The following is a 21,850-nucleotide window of genomic DNA, read 5'->3' on the forward strand; positions in this document are numbered from 1 at the left end:
GATTTTGAAGAATTCACCCGGCGGTTTGGTCACTGCCGGGTTGATGCAGAAGCCACTGCAGGCCATCAAGTGCCAGCGCATCCGCGCTGGCCGCCCAGCAGAGGCAATTCACAAGGAGCAGTCATGCCCAAAATGAAGACCAAGAGCGGGGCCAAGAAGCGTTTCCGCGTCCGTCCGGGTGGCACCGTCAAGCGCGGTCAAGCGTTCAAGCGCCACATCCTGACCAAGAAGACCACGAAGAACAAGCGCCACCTGCGTGGCACGGCAACCGTGCATGAGACCAACATGGGTCACATGGCGCAGATGCTGCCCTTCGCTGGCCTCTGATCTTCTGACGGACTGAAAGGAACCATACATGCCTCGCGTTAAACGTGGTGTAACCGCCCGCGCCCGTCACAAGAAGATCCTGGCCCTGGCCAAGGGCTTCCGTGGTCGTCGCAAGAACGTCTTCCGCATCGCCAAGCAGGCGGTGATGAAGGCGGGCCAATACGCCTACCGCGACCGCCGCACCAAGAAGCGCGTGTTCCGCCAGCTGTGGATTGCCCGTATCAACGCGGCAACCCGCGGCCTGGGCCTGACCTACAGCAAGTTCATCGCCGGCCTGAAGAAGGCCCAGATCGAACTCGACCGCAAGGTGCTGTCGGACATGGCCATCCACGATCCGGCCGCTTTTGCTGCCATCGTCGACAAGGTGAAGGCCCAGCTGAGCTGATACCGCTGCAGGCTCTTCCGGCGCCCTCGGCAACCAGGGCACCGGAGGCCGCACAGGCACTCGAAGGCCGTCACCTGTTGGTGCGGCCTTTTTTATTTTGTTTTTGATCTTCGCTTGGTAAGCATGAACGACCTCGATCAACTGGTGGGCGCCGCACAGGCCGATTTCGCAGCCGCCGGCACGCCGGCCGAACTGGAAAACGCCAAGGCCCGCTTCTTGGGCAAGGCCGGCCGTGTCACCGAGCTGCTGAAGGGCCTGGCCACGCTGAGCGCGGACGAAAAGAAGACCCGCGGCGCCGAGATCAACCAGACCAAGCAGCGCATCGAAGCCGCGCTGAACGCGCGCCGCCAGGCGCTGGCCGATGCCGAGCTGGAGGCACAACTCAAGGCCGAGGCGCTCGATGTGACGCTGCCCGGCCGCCAGCGTGGCCTCGGTGGCCTGCACCCGGTGTCGCGCACGATGGAGCGCATCGAGGCCATCTTCGGCTCGATGGGCTTCGATGTCGCCGACGGCCCCGAGATCGAGACCGACTGGATGAGCTTCACCGCGCTGAACAACCCCGAGAACCACCCGGCGCGTTCGATGCAGGACACCTTCTACGTCGACATGAAAGACGACGGTGGCCGCTGGCTGAACCTGCGCCCGCACACCAGCCCGATGCAGGTGCGCTACGCGCGCGCCCACGCGGCGCGCCACGCCGAAGCGCTGGCACACGGCGACACGATCCCCGAGATCCGCGTGATCGCGCCCGGCCGCACCTACCGTGTCGACAGCGATGCGACCCACTCGCCGATGTTCCACCAGTGCGAAGGCCTGTGGATCGGCGAGAACGTCAGCTTCAAGGACCTGAAGGCGGTGTTCGCCGACTTCTTCCGCAACTTCTTCGAGACGGACGACCTGACGATCCGTTTCCGCCCGTCGTTCTTCCCGTTCACCGAGCCCTCGGCCGAGGTCGACATCGCCTTTGCGCACGGCCCGCTGAAAGGCCGCTGGCTCGAGGTGGCTGGCTCTGGTCAGGTGCACCCGAACGTCGTGCGCAACTACGGTCTCGATCCCGAGCGCTACATCGGCTTCGCCTTCGGCATGGGCCCGGACCGGCTGACGATGCTGCGCTACGGTGTGAACGACCTGCGCCTGTTCTTCGACGGCGACCTGCGCTTCTTGTCCCAGTTTCAGTGACCGCAGTACCCGTGACGCACCTGTCACGACCGCCGTTGACCCCGAACACCGAAGACTGAACCGATCCCATGCAATTCCCAGAATCCTGGCTGCGCGAGTTCTGCAACCCGCCCCTGACCACCGCCGAATTGGCCGATCTGCTGACGATGTCCGGCATGGAGGTCGAAGAGCTGAAGCCGGTGGCGCCGCCGTTTGCCGGCATCGTGGTGGCCGAGATCGTCGAAGCCGAACAGCACCCGAACGCCGACCGCCTGCGCGTCTGCAGTGTCGATGCCGGCCCGCACAGCAAGGACGGCCCGCTGCAGATCGTCTGCGGTGCGCCGAACGCGCGCGTGGGCATCCGTGTGCCGCTGGCGCTGGTTGGCGCCAAGCTGCCGCCGGGCGACGATGGCCAGCCGTTCGAGATCAAGGTCGGCAAGCTGCGCGGTGTCGAGAGCTTCGGCATGCTGTGCTCGGCGCGCGAGCTGAAGCTGTCGGAAGACCACGGCGGCCTGCTCGAGCTGGCCGCCGATGCACCGCTGGGCCAGGACATCCGCCAGCACCTGTCGCTCGACGACACGCTGTTCACGCTGAAACTGACGCCGAACCTGGCCCACGGCCTGAGCGTCTACGGCATTGCCCGCGAGGTGGCAGCCTTGACCGGGGCGCCGCTGAAGATGCCGAGCTTCCCGCCGGTGGCGCCGGCGAATGACCAGCGTGTGCCCGTGAAGGTGGAGGCGAGCGACCTGTGTGGCCGCTTCTCGGGCCGTGTCGTGCGCGGGGTGAACCCGAAGGCCGCGACGCCCGCCTGGATGGTCGAGCGCCTGGCGCGTTGCGGCCAGCGCAGCGTGTCGCCGCTGGTCGACATCTCGAACTACGTGATGTTCGAGTTCGGCCGCCCGTCGCACATCTTCGACCTCGACAAGATCCACGGCGGCATGACCGTGCGCTGGGGCAAGAAGGGCGAAACGCTCAAGCTGCTGAACGGCAACACGATCGAGCTCGATGAGCAGGTCGGTGTGATCGCCGACGAGCACCAGGTCGAGTCGCTCGCCGGCATCATGGGCGGTGATTCGACGGCGGTGTCCGACGACACGAAGAACATCTACATCGAGGCGGCGTTCTGGTGGCCGAACGCGGTCTCCGGCCGCTCGCGCCGCTACGCCTTCTCGACCGATGCTGGCCATCGTTTCGAACGCGGTGTCGACCCGGCGCTGACGGTCGAGCACATCGAGCACATCACGCGTCTGGTGCAAGACATTTGCGGCGGCGACGCCGGCCCGATGACCGACTGGCAAGGCAAGCTGCCCGAGGCCAAGCCTGTGACCTTGCGCGTGGCCCGCGCTGCCAAGGTGATCGGCATGCCGGTCACGCAAGATGAGTGCGCCGGTGTGCTGCGCCGCCTGGGCCTTCAGTTCAGCGAAGGCGAAGGCACGCTGACCGTGACACCACCGAGCTGGCGCTTCGACATCGCGATCGAGGAAGACCTGATCGAGGAAGTCGCCCGCGTGATCGGCTACCAGCGCCTGCCGGCCACGCCGCCGCTGGCGCCGGTGATGGCGCGTGTGCGGGTGGAGTCGCAACGCAGCACGCACGACGTGCGCCACGCGCTGGCCTCGCTCGGTTATCAAGAGACGATCAACTTCAGCTTCGTCGAAGAGCGCTGGGAGCAAGAGCTGGCCGGCAACGCCGACCCGATCAAGGTGTTGAACCCGATCGCGGCGCCGCTGGCGGTGATGCGCTCCAGCCTCGTCGGCAGCCTGGTCAACGTGCTGCGCTACAACCTCTCGCGCAAGGCGTCGCGCGTGCGTGTGTTCGAGCTGGGCCGCGTGTTCCGCCGCGATGCCAGCGTGCAGGCCGGCGACAGCACGGTGCAGGGCATCGCCCAGCCGCAGCGCGTGGCGGGCCTGGCCTATGGCCCGGCGGCGTCGCTGCAATGGGGGCAGCCCGACAAGGGCGTCGACTTCTTCGACGTGAAGGGTGATGTCGAGGCGCTGCTGGCGCCGCGCGTGGCGCGTTTCGTCGCCGCCGAGCACCCGGCCTTTCATCCCGGCCGCTGCGCCGCGGTCGAGCTGGACGGCGCGGTCATCGGCCATGTCGGCGAACTGCATCCCCGCTGGCGCCAGGCCTACGAGCTGCCGCAGGCGCCGGTCCTGTTCGAGCTGGACCTGGCGGCGGTGCAGCGCCGCGATGTGCCTCAGCCCAAGCCGGTGCCGCGCCAGCAGGCGGCGGTGCGCGACTTGGCGCTGGTGGTGTCCGAGCAGGTGACCCACGAGGCGTTGACCGGCACGCTGCGGGCCGACCCGGCCGGGTTGGTGCGCGGCGCAACGCTGTTCGACATCTACAAGCCGGCCGCGCCGAGCGCCGACATTCCCGCTGGTCACCGCAGCCTTGCCGTTCGGCTGGAATTGCTGGATGACGAAGCGACCTTGACCGACGATCGCATCGACGCGGCGGTGGCCCAGGCGGTGGCACGCGCCCAGGCGGCACACGGCGCGCATCTGCGCGGCTGAGCGCGGTTGAGTTTGGACACCACACGCACCGAAAAAGGCTTCTCGCGCATGCTGCCCGATTCGAATTCAGACCCCACCGACACGCCAACGCCGATGGACCGCGTCATCCTGCCGTCGCTCGAAACGCCCACGCTGACCAAGGCCGAGCTGGCCGAGCTGTTGTTCGAACGGCTGGGGCTGAACAAGCGCGAATCGAAGGACATGGTCGAGGCCTTCTTCGAGATCGTCAACGAGGCGCTGGTGCAAGGTACCGACGTCAAACTTTCGGGCTTCGGCAACTTCGCGATCCGTCGCAAGGCGCCGCGGCCCGGCCGCAACCCCCGCACCGGCGAGCCGATCCCGATCAAGGCGCGCAACGTGGTGACTTTTCACGCGAGTCACAAGTTGAAGGCGATTGTTCAGGGTGACATGCCCCCTGCGGAGGAGTTCGAGTAAAGTCTCAGCACTTCGCCGAAGCGCTTTGATTTCGCACGCCGAAATTCATGGATTCTGGGCCCACTCGCCTGCCACCCATCCCCGCAAAACGCTACTTCACCATTGGTGAGGTGAGTGAGTTGTGCGGTGTGAAGCCGTATGTGCTTCGCTATTGGGAGCAAGAGTTCACCCAGCTCAAACCGATGAAGCGCCGGGGCAACCGGCGCTACTACCAGCACCACGAGGTGCTGCTGATCCGGCGCATCCGCGACCTGCTGTACGACCAGGGCTTCACCATCAGTGGTGCGCGCAATCGCCTGTCCGAAGCTGCTTCGCTGGAAGGCGCCGACGACAACCTGCCCGACCACTTGCCAGAGCCGCACACCTTGCCGGTTGCTGCCGCGGGGGCACCGGCCATGGCCGCGCTGAGCCATGGCTCGACCGCCGAATTGCGCCTGCCGGTGCTGCCGGCCAACCCCAGCGTCGAGCAGGTTCGAGACGAGCTGCTGGCGATCCGCGAACTGCTCGTCTTCTGAGCGGCTGCCGAGAGGGCGGAGGGTGTCTGTCCGCCCTCGGTGTGACGCCACAAAACGTCGCCGCTCAGCGATCATTTTCATATCGGCCTGGAAGCTTCGAATTGCCAGGCTATAATGCGAGCTTCGTCGGGGTGTAGCGCAGCCTGGTAGCGCACTTGCATGGGGTGCAAGGGGTCGCGAGTTCGAATCCCGCCACCCCGACCAACCAATAACAACGGGTTAGCAGCACACGCTGCTAACCCGTTTGTCTTTGCGTCATGCCGAGCCGCCATTTCTTCACCGCCCAAGCCGGCTTCGATGCCGCGCGGCAACTGCACAAGCTGCCCGCGGGCCACCGTGCCTCGCGCCTGCATGGGCACAGCTTTCTGGTGCGTGTGCGTGCGGCGTTGGACGAGGGCTGGGCCGCGTTTCCGGGTGGCGAGCTGAGCCGCCTGCAAGACACGCTGGCCGCGGTGGCCGCGCCGCTCGACCACGGGCTGCTCAACGAGCAGGTCGACGAGCCGAGCGACGACCGGCTCGCCCGTTGGGTGTCAGCGCGATTGGCTCTGCCACAAGCGCCCGCCGTCGGCGTGCAAAGCGCGGCCCACAGTGGCGTGGACATCGATGACCACGGTGTGGCCCACGCATGGCGCCGCTACCGCTTTCAATCTGCCCACCGCCTGCCGAACGTGCCGCTGGGCCACAAGTGTGGCCGCATGCATGGCCACGGCTTCGAAGCCGTCGTGCATGTGCGCCTTGCCGAAGGCGAGGCCTCGCACGTCGCCGCCGATCGGCTGGATGGCCTGTGGGCGCCGCTGCACCACCAGCTGAACTACACCTGCCTCAACGAACTGCCCGGCCTCGAGAACCCGACCAGCGAAATGCTCAGCCGCTGGATCTGGCAACGCCTGGTCGCTGGCACCGAGGGGCTCGCGTCGGTGAGGGTCTATGAGACGGCCTCGTGCGGTGCGCAGTACGACGGTGCCACGCACCGCATCTGGAAAGACTTTCACCTGGACAGTGCACTGCGCCTGCGCCGCGCGCCTGCGGGCAGCCCGCTGGCGGGCCTGCACGGCCACACCTACACGCTGCGCCTGCACCTGAGTGCCGAGCTGGACGAGTTGCGCGGATGGGCGGTGGATTTCGGCGACGTGAAGGAGCTATTCAAGCCGGTGTTCAAGGCCTTGGACCATCACCCGCTGCACGACATCCCCGACCTGCCGGACTGTGACACGGCCAGCCTCGCGCGCTGGGTGCTGGCGCAGGCCTGCACCCGCCTGCCGCAGGTGTCGCGGGTCGATCTGTTCGAGACCGAAGGCTGCGGCGCCATCGTCTGCGCGGGCGACGTCGCATCGGCGCTGGGTGCGTGCGCATGACGTACTCGGTCAAGGAAATCTTCTACACGCTGCAAGGCGAGGGGGCCCAGGCCGGGCGCGCCGCGGTCTTCTGCCGCTTTGCGGGCTGCAACCTGTGGTCGGGCCGCGAGGCCGACCGGGCCAGTGCCACCTGCCGCTTCTGCGATACCGACTTTGTTGGCACCGACGGTTCGGGCGGCGGCAAGTTCGACACCGCCCAGGCGCTGGCCGCTGCCGTGGCCGCCAAGTGGATGGGCGGCGCGGGGGGCAAGCCGATGGTCGTGTGCACCGGCGGCGAGCCGCTGCTGCAACTGGACGAGGCGTTGGTCGATGCCCTGCACGCACGCGGCTTCGACGTGGCGGTCGAAACCAACGGTACCCAGCCGGCGCCGCCGGGCCTGGACTGGGTCTGCGTCAGCCCGAAGGCCGATGCGCCGCTGGCCTTGACCGCGGGCGACGAGTTGAAGCTGGTGTTTCCGCAGGCGCTGGCGATGCCCGAGCGCTTCGCTGCCCTGGCTTTCGACCACTTCATCCTGCAGCCGATGGACGGCCTCGATCGCGCGCGCAACACGCAAGAGGCGATCGCCTATTGCATGCAGCACCCGCAGTGGCGCTTGGGCATCCAGACCCACAAGGTGGTGGGCATCGCCTGATCGCCGCTGGGCGATGGCCGGCGGCGCCGCGGGGCGTCAGTCGTTGGGCTCGTCGATGCCGTCGACCAGGAAGAAGTTGGGCCGCAGCTTGCCGCGCAGTTGCACGCGCCGGCCCTCCATCGCCTCGAAGGCCGGGTCGACATAGGCGTTGCCGCCGGCGCGCCGCAGCGCATGCCAGCTGCCGTCGGCAAGGACCAGCACGAAACCCTGGTGCGCGCTTTTCGTGCCTTGGCCGAGCGGCCGGCGCTCGACGCGGCCTTCGAGCACGAGATGCTCGCCGCCGTTAGGCGCAGAGCCGTCGTCAGCGGGAGTGGAGGCGGCGCACATGGAGCAATTGTCCGTCTTCTTCGGTCGCGATCAGCGCCACGACCCGCACGATGCTGGCGCCGGCTTCGTGCACCGTCCGCCGGCCTTTCACGATGTGCACGCGGCGCTGTGGGCCGGCCTGGCGGCCACGCCTGGGCGGCGTGATCTCGAAGCTCAGGTGCGTCAATTCGCCTTCCAGGCCCGTCTCGCGCGTCATGGCCTTCAACGCCGCTGCCACCTTCTCGCCCGGCCCCTGATCGATCGGCCGCAGGGCCGGCAGGACCTGGCCGAGGTGCTTGCCTTCGCGTTCCAGCCGCTCGCGGCGCAAGTTGCGCACGGTGCGGTCCTGGGTGCTGGCGAAAGCCTTGCGGAAGGCTTTGCCGCGCGTCAACGAGTGGGCAGTCACGGCCACCGGTTGGGCCGATGGATCACCCAGCAGGTAGAACTGCATCAGGGTCTTCAGGTCGTAGGGGTCCAGGTGCGTGCGCGCGCCGGCGAATTTCTGCCGCGCCTCCAGCGCCGCGCGGCCCAGCGACGACCCGCCCAGCACCTGCTGCACGAAGAACTGGCAGATCAGATCGGCCGAGCCGTTGCCCTCGCAGGGGCCGTAGGCGATCGTCGTGCTGCCGAACACCCCCGAGGCGCCGTCTTCGAGGTAGCTCAGCGCGATCCCTTTCACGCCGGCGGCGTCGGCGGGGTCGTAGAGCTGGGCGCCGTAGCAGCACTCGGCGGCCACGATGGTGCCGGCGCTGACCTTGCCGTGCAGGTACTTGGCGTGGTGGGCCAGCGGGAACTCGTCCTTGTCGGGCGGCTGGCCGTAGTACTCGGGCACGCTGTCGCCGCCGTGGCAGTTGATGAAGTGCACCCGCGGGGCCAACTGGTTGGCCGTCCAGCGCGGGCCCCTGGGGGGGCTGGTCAGCAGGTTGTCGGCGTGGCCGAAGGTGTTGGTCAGGCTCAGCGCGGTCGACTGGGCCCAGGCCTCGGCGCTGAGGCCGAAGCTCGCCTGATAGTCCGACCGCGGGCGTGGTTTGGCGCGGGCCGCGGCGTTGATCAGCTGGGTCAGCAGCGTCGGCTTGATCGCGCCGATGAGATCCGGCAGTCGGCCCACCACCCGGGTCGGGCCGAGGAATCGGTTGGGGTTGGTGCTGTAGGGCGCGTCGCAGGCATAGGGCAGGTCACTGGGCACGTGACGGTCGGAGTCGCCCTCCGGCCCGCTGTATGCGGGGTTGGTGAGCGGCATCATCGGCATCACGTCCGGCCCACCGAGCAGCAGCAGGTAGTGGGGCTGCGCGGCGGCAGCGATGCGGTCGATGGCGTCTTTCACGGCTTTCGCGTCGGCCACCGCGGCGATCGGGCCGCCGTAGGGCGCCATCTCGGCGCCGTCGTCGAGGTGGATCACCACCGTTGCCAGGCCACGGCGCTTGTCAGCGGCCACCAGGCCCCGCAAGGCCTTGCCGATGCGCGCCAAGCCGGCGTCGCCGTATTTGGCGAGCAGCGCCGAATGCAGCGCGAGCACGGCTTTGTCGATGGCCATGGCGATCTCCGCGAAGTGCTGTGAAGACCGCGGATTGTGGGCGCCGAAGGCCGGTGCGTGCAATCTCTGGTTTAGGGCCCTGGCGCCCCACACATCGGTGGGTGCAACGCACGCTGCGGGTTGCAGCGCGTGGGATCAGCCGGCTTCCGAGGTGGGGGGCAGCGCTTCGACGGGCTTCAGCTCGTCCACGCGCAAGCCCTCTTGCAGCAGCGCGCGGCGCAGCCAGTCGGGGTGAGGGCCCTGGCCGTCCCAGGTGTCGCCGGTGACCGGGTGGCGGTACTTGACCGGCAGCGGGCCGGCGGGCGGCGGTGGGGTCTCTGGCTCCGGCGTCGGTGCGAGGAGGTCGTCGACCGTGATGCCCCAGAACTCCATCAGCGCTTCGATGCGGGCGAGCACGACGGCGCGCTCGCGGCGGCTCAGCGCGACGGGGGCGGCCGAATCGGCCCAGGGATCGATCGCCTCGGAGGCGTTGGGTGGGTCAGTGTCAGGCATCGACATCAAAAGTCGTGCTCAAAACGAGCGCGGCCGCCAAAAGGCGGCCGCGGGGACCTGTCAGGTTTGGGCTGCGTCCAGCTCACGGCAGGACGGTGAACAGACCGCTTGGGCTTTGCCCAGCAACTTGCGCGACTTCAGCTGTGCCCGGGGGCGGTGCTTGCCGCACAGAAAACACGACATCGTGGCGGCGCCAAATGCGCCTGTCGCGGAAAACGGAGAACCCGCCACTTTCGAGCGGTAACGCAAACCCCCTGCATCGATGGAGGTCTTGGGATCGTCCTTGGCCAGGGTAAGCTCCTTTGACTGACAGAACTTGAAACGGCGAAGGTCACGCCGCACCTGCTGTATGGGCAGGGCGCCACGTTGGCAGTGCATCGTGGCGGACAGCGTTGGCTCCGCCAACGCACCATTATCGCCTATTGGACAAGACCTTGCCACGGGCCATACCGCCATTCCTGCGGTGGAAGTCTCGCCCCCGTGATAATGCCGCTCGCCCGGCGATTGATGCGCCAAACACCCCCGATGTTTCTGTCGTTTCGCATGCCGCCTTGCCCGTTCTTGCTGCGCTGCCCCGAGCGCTGCCGCTTCGCGTGAGCCAGCGCATCCTGATCGTGCGCCTGAGTGCCATCGGCGACGTGGTGATGGCCTCGGGGCTGATCCCGGCGCTGCGCTCGCGTTGGCCCGATGCGCAGATCAGCTGGCTGACCGAACCGACGACCGTGCCCTTGCTGCGCCACAACCCGCAGCTGCACGAGGTGATCCCCTGGCCGCGGGCCACCTGGCAACAGCTGTGGAAGGAGCGCCGCTATGGCGAACTGTGGCGCACCGTGCGTCGCTTTCGGGCCGAGCTGCGGGCCCGCCAGTTCGACCTGATGCTCGATGCGCAGGGGCTGTTGAAAAGCGGCCTCCTGGGTTGGTTGGCGGGAGCGCCCAGGCGTGTGGGGCTGCTGTCGCGCGAAGGCAGCCAATGGCTGATGACCGAGCGGGTCGGCCCGCGCGAAGGCGATGACCCGCGCATGAGCCACGAGTACCGCGACCTGGCCGACTACCTGGGCGCGCCGCCGGGCAGTTTCCAGCTCGACCTGGCGGTGGGGAGTGGGCCGCGCGATGTGGCCCGCGCCACTTTGGCAGCCGCCGGCGTCGCGGTGGGGCCGGCCAGCCGATTTGCCGTGTTGGCCCCGTTCACGACCCGGCCGCAAAAGCACTGGTTCGAGGACCGCTGGGCCGCATTGGCCGGCGCGCTGCATGCCGACGGGCTGGTGCCGGTGCTGATGGGCGGGCCGTCCGACCGCGAAGCGGCCGTGCGCATCGCCGCTGCCTGCCCCACGCTCGTCAACCTGGTTGGCCAGCTGAAACTGGACGAGACCGTCGCTGCGATTGCCGACAGCGCACTGCTGGTCGGTGTGGACACCGGGCTGACGCACATGGGCACTGCGCTAGACGTGCCGACGGTGGGGCTGTTCGGCTCGACCCGGCCGTACCTCGACACTGGCTCGCCCCGCACGGCGATTCTTTATGAACCGATGGACTGCTCGCCTTGCCGCCGACACCCGACCTGTGGCGGCGCGTTCCACTGCATGCGGCATTGGACGGTCGAGTTGGTGATGGCCCAGGTGCGGCGGCAACTGCAGGGGGCCACCGCATGAAGGTCTTGCACGTCGAGGCCGGCAGGCACTTGTACGGCGGCGCCTTGCAGGTCGTGTTCCTGATGCGCGGGCTGGCCCAACGCGGCGTCGACGTAGCGCTCGCTTGTCCGCAGGGCAGTGCCATCGCCACGGCGGTGCGCGGCTTGGGGCTGCCGGTGCACGAGATCCCCATGGGTGGCGACGCCGACATCGGACTGGTCGGGCGCTTGCGGCAACTGATGCGCGAGATGGAGCCCGATGTGCTGCACCTGCACAGCCGCCGCGGCTGCGACACCTGGGGGGCCTTGGCTGGCCGTCTGCATGGCGTGTCGACGGTGTTGAGCCGCCGCGTCGACAACCCCGAGTCCAAGCTGTGGGCGGCGTTGAAATACCGCCTGCCGCACCATGTGGTGACCATTTCGCAGGGCATTCGCGAGGTGCTGCTGCGCGAAGGCGTGCCCGAGCAGCGCATCACCTGCGTGCCGAGCGCGGTCGACACCGCGCAGTACCGGCCGGGGCGCGGAGAGCTGCGCTGGTTCCGCGAAGAATTCAAGCTGCCCGAAGACGCGCTGGTGATCGGCATGGTGGCCCAGTTCATCGAACGCAAGGGCCATGCGACGCTGCTTGACGCGTTGCCGGCCGTGTTGGCCCGCCACCCCGAGGCGCGCGTGCTGCTGCTGGGCCAGGGGCCTTTGGTCGAGGCGATACAGCAACGCGTGGCCGCTGACCCCCTGTTGACGCCCCGCGTGCAGCTGCCGGGTTTCCGGGGCGACCTCGACCGTGTGCTGCCCTGCCTGGACGTGCTGGCGCACCCGGCCTACATGGAGGGCCTGGGCGTGGCCTTGTTGCAGGCTTCGGCCTGCGGCGTGCCCATCGTCGCCGGTCGCGCCGGCGGCATCCCCGAGATCGTGCAGCCGGGCCTCAATGGCGAGTTGATCGAGCCCGGCGACGTGGCCGGGTTGGCCCACGCGCTGAACGAGCTGCTCGATTCGGGCGAGCGCCGCAAGCGCATGGGGGTGGCCGGGCGCCAGTGGGTGGAAAAGCAGTTTTCGATCGACGCGATGGTCGAGGGCAACCTGGCCGTCTATTTGCGGCAGATGAAGAAGCGGTGATACGGGTTCTCGGGCGCGCGGAAGGTGCGCAACACGGTCAGCCCTGAGGCTTCGAGATCCCCGACGATGCGCGATACCGGGTAGCCGCGCTTGTTGATCTCCCACTGGTGCTCGCCGGTGATGCGGTGCACGCGGGCGCGCCAGCGCGGTTTCGGGATCTGGAAGCGGCGCTCGCCGCCGAATGGCAGCGGCAGCACGAAGGTCAGCATCTTGTGCGCGTCCGGCAACGACAGCACGACGTGGCTGGTGGCCACGCGGCGCAGCTCGGACACTGCGGTGCGGAAGTCTTCATACGGCAGGTGCTCGAGCACCTGGAAGGCCGCGACCACGTCGTAGCTGGCGTCTGCCAAAGGCATCGCGGTGACGCTGCCCACGTGCGTCGGCTTCAGCGCCGGGTCGATGTCCATCGTCGAGGTTTCACAGCCGAGCTGGCGCAGCAGCAAGCTGTTGATGCCGGTGCCAACACCGACTTCGAGCACTGACTTCGGGTTCAGCGCCAGCACCTCGCGCAGCTGGTGCCAATAGCTGCACCAACGCCGGATGTCGACATAACGCTCGAACTGGTAGTGAGAGGCATCGACTTGCATCGTCGTCGTCAGTGTCGGTTGAGGGGCGGGAAAGGGGCGGCTTCTCAGGCCCGCAACGCAGGCCCCAGCCGGCGTTGAACCAGCTCGAGCAAGTCGTCGTAGACCGCGTCGGCCTGGGCCACGTCGGTATCGCTCAAGACATGCCCGCTGCGCACCAGAAAGTTCTGGCCGACACCGGCGGCGCGTCCCGCGGCGACGTCGCCGGCCTTGTCGCCCACCAGCAGCGAGCGCGTCAGGTCCAACTGCAGCTCGCGGGCGGCCTGAAGCAGCATGCCGGGCGCCGGCTTGCGGCAGGCGCAGGGCCCCCGCATCGCGGGGTTTGGGCTGCGCGGGTGGTGAGGGCAGTGGTAGATGCCGTCCAGCTGCACACCCGCTTCAGCGAGCAGCCCACGCAAGTGCGTGTGAAGGTGCTGCATCTCGGCTTCGCCGTACAGGCCCAGCGCGATGCCGCCCTGGTTCGTCACCACCACCAGCGCGTAGCCGGCGCGCTGCAAGGCTGCAAGGGCTTCGACCACGCCAGGCTGCAGTTCGAAATCTTCGACACGGTAGACGTAGTCGCGCTCGACGTTGATCACGCCATCGCGGTCCAGGAAGGCGGCCGGGCGCGGTGCTGTCACTGGGCCCACTCGTCGTAGCTGACGCTCGCGGTGCCGAACTTGCCGACCACGATGCTCGCGGCATGGTTGGCCCAGGGCACCGCGTCGCGCAGCGGCATGCCGGCGCCGGCCAGCGCGGCCAGCGCGGCGATCACGGTGTCGCCGGCGCCGGTGACGTCAAACACCTCGCGGGCCTCCGCTGGCACGTGGCGTGCGCCGGCGGCGTCGAACAGCGTCATGCCGTCTTCCGAGCGTGTCAGCAGCAGGGCCTGCAGCTGCAGCTGCGTGCGCATCGCCTGGGCCAGCTCGGCCAGGTGGGCCTCGTCGCGCCAGGGGCCGGTGATCTGGGCCAGCTCGCCGCGGTTGGGCGTCAGCAGCGTGGCGCCGGCATAACGTGCATAGTCGTGGCCCTTGGGGTCGATCAGCACCGGCTTGCCGGCGGCGCGGGCGCGCTCGATCATCTGCGGGATGTGGGCGAGGCCGCCCTTGCCGTAGTCGGAGAAGATCACCGCCTCGTGCTGTGCGAGTTCGGTGTCGAAGGCCGCCAGCATCTGCGCCAGCACCTCGTGGTCCGGCGTGTTCTCGAAATCGACACGGATCAGCTGCTGCGAGCGGCCGATCACGCGCAGCTTGACGATGGTCTTCAGCTGCGGGTCACGGCCGAGTGCAGTGCGGATGCCGCGCTCGGCGAGCAATTTCTCCAACCGGCTCGCGGCCTCGTCCTCACCAACGACGGTGAGCAAAGTGGCTTGCGCGCCGAGCGACTGCACGTTGACGGCGACGTTGGCAGCGCCGCCGAGGCGATCTTCTTCCCTGGTGACGCGCACGACCGGCACTGGCGCTTCGGGCGAGATGCGGTCGACCGCGCCGAACCAGTAACGGTCCAGCATCACGTCGCCGACCACCAGCACGCGGCTGGTGGCCAGCTGATGGCGCGAGGGCAGCGCAGCCCAGGCGTTCATACCAGCTTCAGTTCCTGCTCGATCAGCCCGCACAGCGTGTGGATGATCAGGATGTGCGCTTCCTGGATGCGCGCGGTGGCATCGCTGGGCACGACGATGGCCACGTCCGACAGCGGCTTGATCGCGCCACCGTCGCGGCCGAGCAGCCCGATGACGGGCATGCCCAGCGCGCGCGCGTCGTCGACGGCGCGGCGCACGTTGGCCGAGTTGCCCGAGGTCGAGATCGCGATCAGCACGTCACCCGCGCGGCCCAGCGCACGCACCTGGCGGGCGAAGACCTCGTCGAACGAGTAGTCGTTGCCGATGCAGGTGAGCGCCGAGCTGTCGGTCGTCAGCGAGATGGCGGCCAGCGGCTTGCGCTCCTTGATGAAGCGGCCGGTCAGCTCTGACGCGATGTGCTGCGAATCGGCGGCCGAGCCGCCGTTGCCGCACGACAGCAGCTTGCCGCCCTTGGCCAGGCACTGCGCGATCAACGAGCCGGCGCGGGCCACATCGGCGTCGAGCGCGGCCAGCTTCTCGAACGTGCGTTGGTGCTCGGCCAGGTTGGCCAGGTAGAGCGACGTCATGGTCAGAGTTCCTCCACCCGGCGCGGCGGGAAGCTGTCCCAGGTCAGGCAGCCGGGGCATTGCCAGAAATAGCGCTGGGCCTCGAAGCCGCAGGCGGCGCAACGGTAGCGCTGCTGGGGTTTGGCGGCGCGTGCCACCGCCTCGCCGACGGCCTGGGCGGCTTCGGCGTTCCACTGCTCGACCGGGCGGGCCAGGACGGCCTGGGCAGCGCTGAGGGTGGGCTGCTGGCGCAGATGCGGCAGCAGCGTGGCGTCGTCGTTCAGCGTGTGGCCTTCGACGCGGGCGCGGGCGCGCAGCAGGTCGAGCCCCGGCGCCAGTTCATAGGCCGCCTGCAGGCGCTGGCGGGCCGCGGCGGCCTGGCCGCAAGCCAATGCGCTGTCGGCGTAGTCGCCGGCCACCAGCACGAAGCTGGCGAGGTCGCGCAGGCGCAGGTCGTCCCAGGCGGTGATGGCCTCGGCATGGCGGCCGGCCTTGGCCAGGCGCTGGCCGGCCAGCAGCAAGGGGCGCGGTGCGTGCGGGGCTGCGGCGCGGGCCTTGGCGAGGGCGGCGTCGGCCGCTTCGTGCAGGCCCTTGGCATCGGCCTCAAGCGCCAGCTCGCACCAGTGGTGGGCGATGCGGATGCCGAACGAGCCGGTGCCGCTGCGCTCCAGCGCGGCGGCGGTCTCGGCGGCGGCCGACCAGTCGCGCGACCGCTCGTACAGGTTCAGCAGCGCCAACTGAGCCTCGGTGTCGAAGGCGGTGCCCTTGAGTGCGCGGTAGGCCTGCTCGGCGCGGTCGAACAGGCCGGCTTTCATGAAGTCTTGCGCCAGCGCATGCTGCGCACGGTCGCGTTCGCTCACGGCGAGGTCGGAGCGGCCCAGCAGGTGCTGGTGCACGCGCACCGCGCGCTCGAATTCGCCGCGGCGGCGAAACAGGTTGCCGAGCGCGAAGTGCAGCTCGCTGGTGTCGGGGTCGTGCTGCACGGCCTCGATGAAGGCGTCGATCGCCTTGTCCTGCTGTTCGTTGAGCAGCAGGTTCAGGCCCTTGAAGTAGGCCTTGGGCGATTCGCGGTTCTCGCGCTTGAGCTGGCGCAGGTCCAGCCGCGATGCCAGCCAACCCACCGCAAAGGCCGCCGGCAAGGCCAGCAGCCACCAATACAGCAGGTCAAACTCCATCGGGGATCACGGGTTGCTGCGGTTCGCGCGTGGCCTCGGCGGGCGTCGGGGGCGGTTGGGTCAGGCCGGCGTCCGGCGCATGCTTGCGGGCCAGGCGGCGGTGCTTCCACCAGCTGGGGGTCATCGCCAGCACGCCGAACACGGTGCCCGCGGCAAACGCGGCCAGCACGATGATGACCATCGGTGCGTTCCACGCGTAGCCGAACGCCCAGTTCACCGATGCCGGCTGCTGGTTGTGCAGCGAGAAGGCGAACAGCGAAAAGAAGATGAAGGCGCGGGCGAGCCAGGTGAGGATGCGCATTGCCGCCGATTCTACGAACAGGCTCGCGGTGCGATCGGCGTGCGGAAATGAAAAGGGCCCCTTGCGGGGCCCTGGTTGTTGCTGCAGCAACGCTGGATCAAACGCTCGGGGCTTCTTCCGCCACCGGCGTTTCGGCCGGCAGGCTGGCGTCCACGCCTTCGCGCAAGGCTTTGCCCGGCTTGAAGTGCGGCACCAGCTTCTCGGGGATCGTCACCTGCTCGCCGCTGCGCGGGTTGCGGCCCACGCGCGGCGGGCGACGGTTGATCGAGAAGCTGCCGAAGCCCCGGATCTCGATGCGGTGCCCGCGCGCCAGCGCGTCGGACATCGCGTCGAGGATCGTCTTGACCGCGAACTCGGTGTCGCGTTGCGTCAGTTGCGCGAAACGATCCGCGAGCTTGGCAACGAGATCGGAACGGGTCATGGGGCGTCGTCTTGGTCAGCGGGTTATGACAGCAAACGAAGGTCGGCTGTAGATCAGCCGTTGTTGCCTTGGTTGTCCAGCTTGGCGCGCAGCAGGGCGCCCAGGCTGGTGGTGCCGGCGGTTTCGCGCTCGTTCGATTGCGACAGGCGCTGCATCGCTTCTTGCTGGTCGGCTTGGTCCTTGGCCTTGATCGACAGCTGGATGTTGCGCGTCTTGCGGTCGACGTTGACGATCATCACCGAGACTTCGTCGCCTTCCTTCAGCACGTTGCGGGCGTCTTCGACGCGGTCGCGGCTGATTTCGGAGGCGCGCAGGTAGCCCAGCACGTCGTCGGCCAGTTGCACTTCGGCGCCACGCGGGTCGACGGTCTTGACCACGCCGTTGACGATCATGCCGCGGTCATTGACCGAGGTGAAGGTGGCAAACGGGTCGCCATCGAGCTGCTTGATGCCCAGCGAAATGCGCTCGCGCTCGACATCGATGCCCAGCACCACGGCCTCGACTTCCTGGCCCTTCTTGTAGTTGCGCACGGCGGTTTCGCCGGCTTCGTGCCACGACAGGTCGGACAGGTGCACCAGGCCGTCGATGCCGGCGGCCAGGCCCACGAAGACGCCGAAGTCGGTGATCGACTTGATCGGGCCCTTGACCTTGTCGCCGCGCTTGACGGTGGCGCTGAACTCTTCCCACGGGTTCGCCTTGCACTGCTTCATGCCCAGCGAAATGCGGCGCTTGTCTTCGTCGATCTCGAGGACCATGACTTCGACTTCTTCGCCCAGGGTCACGACCTTGGACGGAGCGACGTTCTTGTTGGTCCAGTCCATTTCGGAGACGTGCACCAGGCCTTCGATGCCCGGCTCGATCTCGACGAAGGCGCCGTAGTCGGCGATGTTCGTGACCTTGCCGAACAGGCGCGTGCCCTGCGGGTAGCGGCGCGAGACGCCGTGCCACGGATCGTCGCCCAGCTGCTTGATGCCCAGCGAGACGCGGTTCTTCTCGGCGTCGAACTTCAGGACCTTGGCCTGCAGTTCCTGGCCGACGGTGACCACTTCGCTCGGGTGACGGACACGGCGCCAGGCCATGTCGGTGATGTGCAGCAGGCCGTCGATGCCGCCCAGGTCGACGAACGCACCGTATTCGGTGATGTTCTTGACCACGCCGTTCACGATGGCGCCTTCCTGCAGGGTCTCGAGCAGCTTGGCGCGCTCTTCACCCATCGAGGCTTCGACGACAGCGCGGCGCGACAGCACCACGTTGTTGCGCTTGCGGTCGAGCTTGATGACCTTGAACTCCATGGTCTTGCCCTCGAACGGGCTCATGTCCTTGACCGGGCGCGTGTCGAGCAGCGAGCCGGGCAGGAAGGCGCGGATGCCGTTGACCAGGACGGTCAGGCCGCCCTTGACCTTGCCGGACACGGTGCCGGTGACGAAGTCGCCGGATTCCAGCGCGGTTTCCAGCGAGAGCCACGAGGCCAGGCGCTTGGCCTTGTCGCGCGACAGGATGGTGTCGCCGTAGCCGTTCTCGACCGCGTCGATGGCCACCGACACGAAGTCGCCGACCTGGACTTCGATCTCGCCCGTGTCGTTCTTGAATTCGTCGATCGGCACATAAGCTTCGCTCTTCAGGCCGGCATTGACGACCACGAAGCTGTGCTCGATGCGCACCACCTCGGCGGTGATGACCTCGCCCGAGCGCATTTCAGAGCGCTGCAGGCTTTCCTCGAACATGGCGGCGAACGATTCACCACCGGTGCTGGCGGCGACTTGAGTCTGGGACATGTGGATTTCCTTGGGGCCGGTTTGCAATGAACCGGCGGCTTGCGGTGCGTGACACCGCAGGGGTTAGGTTGATGAGTTCACCGCCCTCGATTGGCCGTGCAGGCCGGGAGGGAAGGGCGGTGGGCCCGGTTAACGACCCGTCTGACTTGCGCTCAGAAAGGTCGGCGCTGTTGCCACCAACCCATCACCTGCTCGACTGAAGATTCAACCGAGAGGCTGGAGTTGTCCAGCAGCATCGCGTCTTCGGCCGGCTTCAGCGGGGCGACGGCGCGGTTCTTGTCCCGCTCGTCACGCATCTGCAAATCAGCGCGAAGACTGTCGATATTAGCGGAATTTCCCTTGGAAATCAATTGCTTATAGCGCCGCTCGGCACGTGCATCGGCACTTGCGGTGAGGAAGACCTTGAGGTCGGCCTCGGGGAAGACGACGGTGCCCATGTCGCGCCCGTCGGCCACCAGGCCCGGGGCGCGGCGGAAGCTCAGCTGCAGGCCGTGCAGGGCCTTGCGCACCGCCGGGTGCACGGACACGCGCGACGCCATGCCGCCGGTGGATTCGAGCCGCAGCGGGTCGGTGATGTCGCGCCCGGCCAGGAACACCTGGTGGCCGGTGAAATGCACTTCCAGCCGGGCGGCCAGCGCGGCCAGCGCGGGCTCGTCTTCGAGCGAGATGCCGGCGTCCTGCGCGGCCAGGGCGGTGGCGCGGTACAGCGCGCCGGAATCGAGCAGGTGGTAGCCGAGCTTGTGGGCCAGCTCAGCCGCCAGCGTGCCCTTGCCGGACGCCGTGGGGCCGTCGACCGTCAGCACCGGCACGCCACCGGGGGCGGGGGTGACGAGGTCGAACAGGGCTTCGAAGTAGTCGGGGAAGGTCTTGCCGACGCAGCGCGGGTCGACGATGCGCACCGGCAACGCGGCGCCCCCGGCGAGCGGATGGAAGGCCGCCAGCGAACCGCACATTGCCATGCGGTGGTCGTCGTAGGTGTGCAAGGCGGCGGCCTGCCAGCGCCGGGGCGGCGAGACCTCGATGAAGTCGGCGCCGTCGACGACCGTGGCGCCCAGCTTGCGCAGCTCGGCGGCCATCGCGGCGATGCGGTCGGTCTCTTTCACGCGCCAGCTGGCAATGCCGCTCAGCCGCGTCGGGCCATCGGCATACAGCGCCATCATCGCCAGCGTCATTGCCGCGTCGGGGATGTGGTTGCAGTCCAGCGTCAGGGCCTTCAGCGGCCAGGCGCCACGGCGCACTTCGAGCCAACCCGGGCCACCATCGACCTGCGCACCCATCGCGCGGGCGGCGTCGACGAAGCGGATGTCGCCCTGGATCGAATCCAGCCCGACGCCCTCGATGCGCACCGGTGCGTCGGTGCCGGCGATCGCGCCCATCGCGACGAAGTACGAGGCCGAAGACGCGTCGCCCTCGACATGGATGCTGCCGGGCGACTGGTAGCGCGAGCCTTGCGGGATGACGAACCGCGCGTACTGCTCACGCTGCACAGCGATGCCGAAGCGTTCGAGCAATCGCAGCGTGATGTCGATGTAAGGCTTGGAGATCAGTTCGCCGTCGACCTCGATCGTGACCGCCCGCTCCTGTGTCACCAGCGGCAGCGCCAGCAGCAAGGCGGTCAGGAACTGGCTGGACACATCGCCGCGCACGCGGATCGGTGCGTCGGTGTTCAGCGCATGCGAGGCGCCATCCCCCACGCGCAGCGGCGGGTAGCCGGCGCGGCCCAGGTCGGCCACAGGGCAACCCAGCTGGCGCAGGGCATCCACCAGGTCACCGATTGGCCGCTCGTGCATGCGTGGCACGCCGCTCAGCTCGAACGCGCCGCCTTGCGTGGCGGCCAGCACGGCCAGCGCGGCGGTCAACGGCCGCATCGCCGTGCCGGCATTGCCAAGGAACAGCGCGGCCTCGCGCGTACGCAGCCGACCGCCGATGCCCGTGACCTGCAGCACCTCGCCCTGGCGCACCAGCTGGCAGCCGAGCGCGGCGAGCGCATCGAGCATCACGCGGGTGTCGTCGGAATCGAGCAGGTCGTGCACGGCCGTCGTGCCTTCGGCCAGGCCGGCCAGCAGCAGCACCCGGTTCGAAATGCTCTTGGAGCCGGGCAGGCGAACCGTGCCGCCGGCGCGAACCAGGGGAGGGAGATCGAGGAAGGCGGTTGAATACATGACAGGCCCGGCCGGCCGGGAAACACGGGTGGCGGATCGACAGCTATTTCTTCAGGCTCTTGCCGGCACCCATGCGCCAGTGGCTGCGTGTGTGCGAGACGCCGGTCACCAGCGCTTCCAGCGCCTCGCCCTGGCAATCGCGCAGGACCTGCTCCAGCACGCCCAGCGCGCCGCGGAAGCGCTCGCTCTGCTTCAGGATCTCTTCGCGGTTGGCGATCAGGATGTCGCGCCAGATCGCGGGGTCGCTCGCGGCAATGCGCGTGAAATCGCGAAAACCGGGGCCGGCCAGCGCCAGGAACTGCTCGCTTTCCTTCTGCTGCAGGATGCCGGTGAAATAGGCGAAGGCCAGCAGGTGCGGCAGGTGGCTTACCGCAGCGAACGCGGCGTCGTGGGCCTCGGGCGTCATCTCCTGCACGTGGGCGCCCAGGGCGGTCCACACGGCGCGCGCCTTGTCCAGCAGCACCGGCGACGTCTGCGTCATCGGCGTGAGGATGACCTGGCGGTCCTTGTACAGGTCGACATCGGCGTATTGCACGCCGGCCAGCTCTTTGCCGGTGATCGGGTGGGCCGGCACGAAGGCACCGACGCGCTCTTTCAGCACGCGGCGCGCGGCGTCGACCACGTCGCGCTTGGTGCTACCCACGTCCATGAACAGCACGTCGGGGTTGACCAGGTGGCGGATCGCGCGAAAGGTGATGTCGGTGGCGGCCACCGGCACGGCCAGCAGCACGATGTCGGAGCCCGACACGGCCAGCAGCGCCGATTCGGCGGCCTGGTCGATCACACCCATCTGGCGCGCGCGCTCGGTGGTCGACGGCGACTTGCTGTAGCCGATGATGCGCTCGACCAGGCCGGCCTGCTTCATCGCGAGCGCGAACGAGCCGCCCATCAAGCCACAACCAATCAGCCCCAGCTGCTTGAACATCGTCGGCAT

At 68.2% G+C, this 21,850-nt stretch carries 24 protein-coding genes and 1 tRNA gene; 11 read left to right on the forward strand and 14 right to left on the reverse strand.

The window, feature by feature from the left end; translation table 11 throughout:
- Positions 1 to 123 precede the first annotated feature (123 nt).
- The 9 genes from rpmI (at position 124) to queE (ending at position 7,320) form a co-directional block, all read left to right on the forward strand.
- Positions 124 to 327: a 50S ribosomal protein L35 gene (gene rpmI / locus ACE3SG_RS13430; RefSeq protein ID WP_374565654.1), complete on the forward strand. Its 204-nt coding sequence runs from the start codon at positions 124 to 126 to the stop codon at positions 325 to 327.
- Between the two features lie 28 nt (positions 328 to 355).
- The gene (gene rplT, locus ACE3SG_RS13435) at positions 356 to 712 is read left to right on the forward strand and encodes a 50S ribosomal protein L20 (RefSeq protein WP_329717331.1); all 357 of its coding nucleotides are present in this window, start codon (positions 356 to 358) and stop codon (positions 710 to 712) included.
- 123 nt (positions 713 to 835) lie between these two features.
- A complete protein-coding gene (gene pheS, locus ACE3SG_RS13440) occupies positions 836 to 1,891 on the forward strand; it encodes a phenylalanine--tRNA ligase subunit alpha (protein WP_374565656.1) in 1,056 nt (351 codons plus the stop codon).
- A gap of 68 nt (positions 1,892 to 1,959) precedes the next feature.
- Positions 1,960 to 4,383: a phenylalanine--tRNA ligase subunit beta gene (gene pheT / locus ACE3SG_RS13445; RefSeq protein ID WP_374565658.1), complete on the forward strand. Its 2,424-nt coding sequence runs from the start codon at positions 1,960 to 1,962 to the stop codon at positions 4,381 to 4,383.
- A gap of 93 nt (positions 4,384 to 4,476) precedes the next feature.
- A complete protein-coding gene (locus tag ACE3SG_RS13450; protein WP_324158353.1) occupies positions 4,477 to 4,818 on the forward strand; it encodes an integration host factor subunit alpha in 342 nt (113 codons plus the stop codon).
- Between the two features lie 47 nt (positions 4,819 to 4,865).
- Positions 4,866 to 5,333 carry a MerR family transcriptional regulator gene (locus ACE3SG_RS13455; RefSeq protein ID WP_374565660.1) on the forward strand — a complete coding sequence of 156 codons (468 nt, stop codon included), beginning with the start codon at positions 4,866 to 4,868 and terminating at the stop codon, positions 5,331 to 5,333.
- A 127-nt stretch (positions 5,334 to 5,460) separates the two neighbouring features.
- Positions 5,461 to 5,537 (forward strand) — tRNA-Pro (locus ACE3SG_RS13460).
- A gap of 53 nt (positions 5,538 to 5,590) precedes the next feature.
- Positions 5,591 to 6,688: a 6-carboxytetrahydropterin synthase gene (locus ACE3SG_RS13465; protein ID WP_374565661.1), complete on the forward strand. Its 1,098-nt coding sequence runs from the start codon at positions 5,591 to 5,593 to the stop codon at positions 6,686 to 6,688.
- Positions 6,685 to 7,320 (forward strand): 7-carboxy-7-deazaguanine synthase, encoded by a 636-nt coding sequence (gene queE / locus ACE3SG_RS13470; protein ID WP_374565663.1) that lies wholly within the window; start codon positions 6,685 to 6,687, stop codon positions 7,318 to 7,320. The genes ACE3SG_RS13465 and queE overlap by 4 nt, the downstream gene beginning before the upstream one ends.
- 36 nt (positions 7,321 to 7,356) lie before the next feature.
- Here queE and ACE3SG_RS13475 read toward each other — a convergent pair whose 3' ends face one another.
- The 4 genes from ACE3SG_RS13475 to ACE3SG_RS13490 all read right to left on the reverse strand — a co-directional run bounded on the left by ACE3SG_RS13475 (position 7,357) and on the right by ACE3SG_RS13490 (position 10,030).
- Entirely contained in the window at positions 7,357 to 7,647 is a 291-nt protein-coding gene (locus tag ACE3SG_RS13475; RefSeq protein ID WP_374565665.1) for a hypothetical protein, read from the reverse strand.
- Positions 7,622 to 9,160 (reverse strand): hypothetical protein, encoded by a 1,539-nt coding sequence (locus tag ACE3SG_RS13480; protein ID WP_374565667.1) that lies wholly within the window; start codon positions 9,158 to 9,160, stop codon positions 7,622 to 7,624. The genes ACE3SG_RS13475 and ACE3SG_RS13480 overlap by 26 nt, the downstream gene beginning before the upstream one ends.
- 135 nt (positions 9,161 to 9,295) lie before the next feature.
- Entirely contained in the window at positions 9,296 to 9,652 is a 357-nt protein-coding gene (locus ACE3SG_RS13485; RefSeq protein ID WP_374565669.1) for an H-NS histone family protein, read from the reverse strand.
- A 60-nt stretch (positions 9,653 to 9,712) separates the two neighbouring features.
- Positions 9,713 to 10,030, reverse strand: coding sequence for a hypothetical protein (locus ACE3SG_RS13490; protein ID WP_374565671.1), 318 nt, complete (start codon positions 10,028 to 10,030; stop codon positions 9,713 to 9,715).
- Positions 10,031 to 10,245: 215 nt separating this feature from the next.
- Between ACE3SG_RS13490 and ACE3SG_RS13495 the strand changes: the two genes are divergently transcribed.
- Positions 10,246 to 11,301: a glycosyltransferase family 9 protein gene (locus ACE3SG_RS13495; RefSeq protein ID WP_374565673.1), complete on the forward strand. Its 1,056-nt coding sequence runs from the start codon at positions 10,246 to 10,248 to the stop codon at positions 11,299 to 11,301.
- A complete protein-coding gene (locus ACE3SG_RS13500; protein WP_374565675.1) occupies positions 11,298 to 12,392 on the forward strand; it encodes a glycosyltransferase in 1,095 nt (364 codons plus the stop codon). The genes ACE3SG_RS13495 and ACE3SG_RS13500 overlap by 4 nt, the downstream gene beginning before the upstream one ends.
- Here the strand turns inward: ACE3SG_RS13500 and ACE3SG_RS13505 are convergent.
- The 10 genes from ACE3SG_RS13505 to ACE3SG_RS13550 all read right to left on the reverse strand — a co-directional run bounded on the left by ACE3SG_RS13505 (position 12,365) and on the right by ACE3SG_RS13550 (position 21,841).
- Positions 12,365 to 12,979 carry a class I SAM-dependent methyltransferase gene (locus ACE3SG_RS13505; protein WP_374565677.1) on the reverse strand — a complete coding sequence of 205 codons (615 nt, stop codon included), beginning with the start codon at positions 12,977 to 12,979 and terminating at the stop codon, positions 12,365 to 12,367. The two genes, ACE3SG_RS13500 and ACE3SG_RS13505, sit on opposite strands and share 28 nt — an antisense overlap.
- A 44-nt stretch (positions 12,980 to 13,023) precedes the next feature.
- A complete protein-coding gene (gene gmhB, locus ACE3SG_RS13510; protein ID WP_374565679.1) occupies positions 13,024 to 13,596 on the reverse strand; it encodes a D-glycero-beta-D-manno-heptose 1,7-bisphosphate 7-phosphatase in 573 nt (190 codons plus the stop codon).
- On the reverse strand, positions 13,593 to 14,537 hold the full coding sequence (gene rfaE1 / locus ACE3SG_RS13515; protein WP_374565681.1) for a D-glycero-beta-D-manno-heptose-7-phosphate kinase: 945 nt from the start codon (positions 14,535 to 14,537) through the stop codon (positions 13,593 to 13,595). Before rfaE1 ends, gmhB begins: the two co-directional genes overlap by 4 nt.
- The gene (gmhA, locus tag ACE3SG_RS13520) at positions 14,534 to 15,103 is read right to left on the reverse strand and encodes a D-sedoheptulose 7-phosphate isomerase (protein ID WP_374565683.1); all 570 of its coding nucleotides are present in this window, start codon (positions 15,101 to 15,103) and stop codon (positions 14,534 to 14,536) included. The genes rfaE1 and gmhA overlap by 4 nt, the downstream gene beginning before the upstream one ends.
- Positions 15,104 to 15,105: 2 nt before the next feature.
- Positions 15,106 to 16,257 (reverse strand): lipopolysaccharide assembly protein LapB, encoded by a 1,152-nt coding sequence (gene lapB / locus ACE3SG_RS13525; RefSeq protein WP_374565685.1) that lies wholly within the window; start codon positions 16,255 to 16,257, stop codon positions 15,106 to 15,108.
- Complete coding sequence (locus ACE3SG_RS13530) at positions 16,247 to 16,558, reverse strand: lipopolysaccharide assembly LapA domain-containing protein (protein ID WP_374565687.1); 312 nt, start codon at positions 16,556 to 16,558, stop codon at positions 16,247 to 16,249. The genes lapB and ACE3SG_RS13530 overlap by 11 nt, the downstream gene beginning before the upstream one ends.
- A 97-nt stretch (positions 16,559 to 16,655) precedes the next feature.
- Positions 16,656 to 16,979, reverse strand: a complete 324-nt coding sequence (locus tag ACE3SG_RS13535) for an integration host factor subunit beta (protein WP_329717348.1) — start codon at positions 16,977 to 16,979, stop codon at positions 16,656 to 16,658.
- 53 nt (positions 16,980 to 17,032) lie between these two features.
- Entirely contained in the window at positions 17,033 to 18,754 is a 1,722-nt protein-coding gene (rpsA, locus tag ACE3SG_RS13540; protein WP_374565689.1) for a 30S ribosomal protein S1, read from the reverse strand.
- 152 nt (positions 18,755 to 18,906) lie between these two features.
- Complete coding sequence (locus ACE3SG_RS13545) at positions 18,907 to 20,916, reverse strand: bifunctional 3-phosphoshikimate 1-carboxyvinyltransferase/cytidylate kinase (protein ID WP_374565691.1); 2,010 nt, start codon at positions 20,914 to 20,916, stop codon at positions 18,907 to 18,909.
- 43 nt (positions 20,917 to 20,959) lie between these two features.
- On the reverse strand, positions 20,960 to 21,841 hold the full coding sequence (locus tag ACE3SG_RS13550; protein ID WP_374565693.1) for a prephenate dehydrogenase: 882 nt from the start codon (positions 21,839 to 21,841) through the stop codon (positions 20,960 to 20,962).
- Positions 21,842 to 21,850 lie beyond the last annotated feature (9 nt).

The organism is Ideonella sp., from assembly GCF_041914305.1.
Lineage (GTDB): Bacteria > Pseudomonadota > Gammaproteobacteria > Burkholderiales > Burkholderiaceae_C > Ideonella.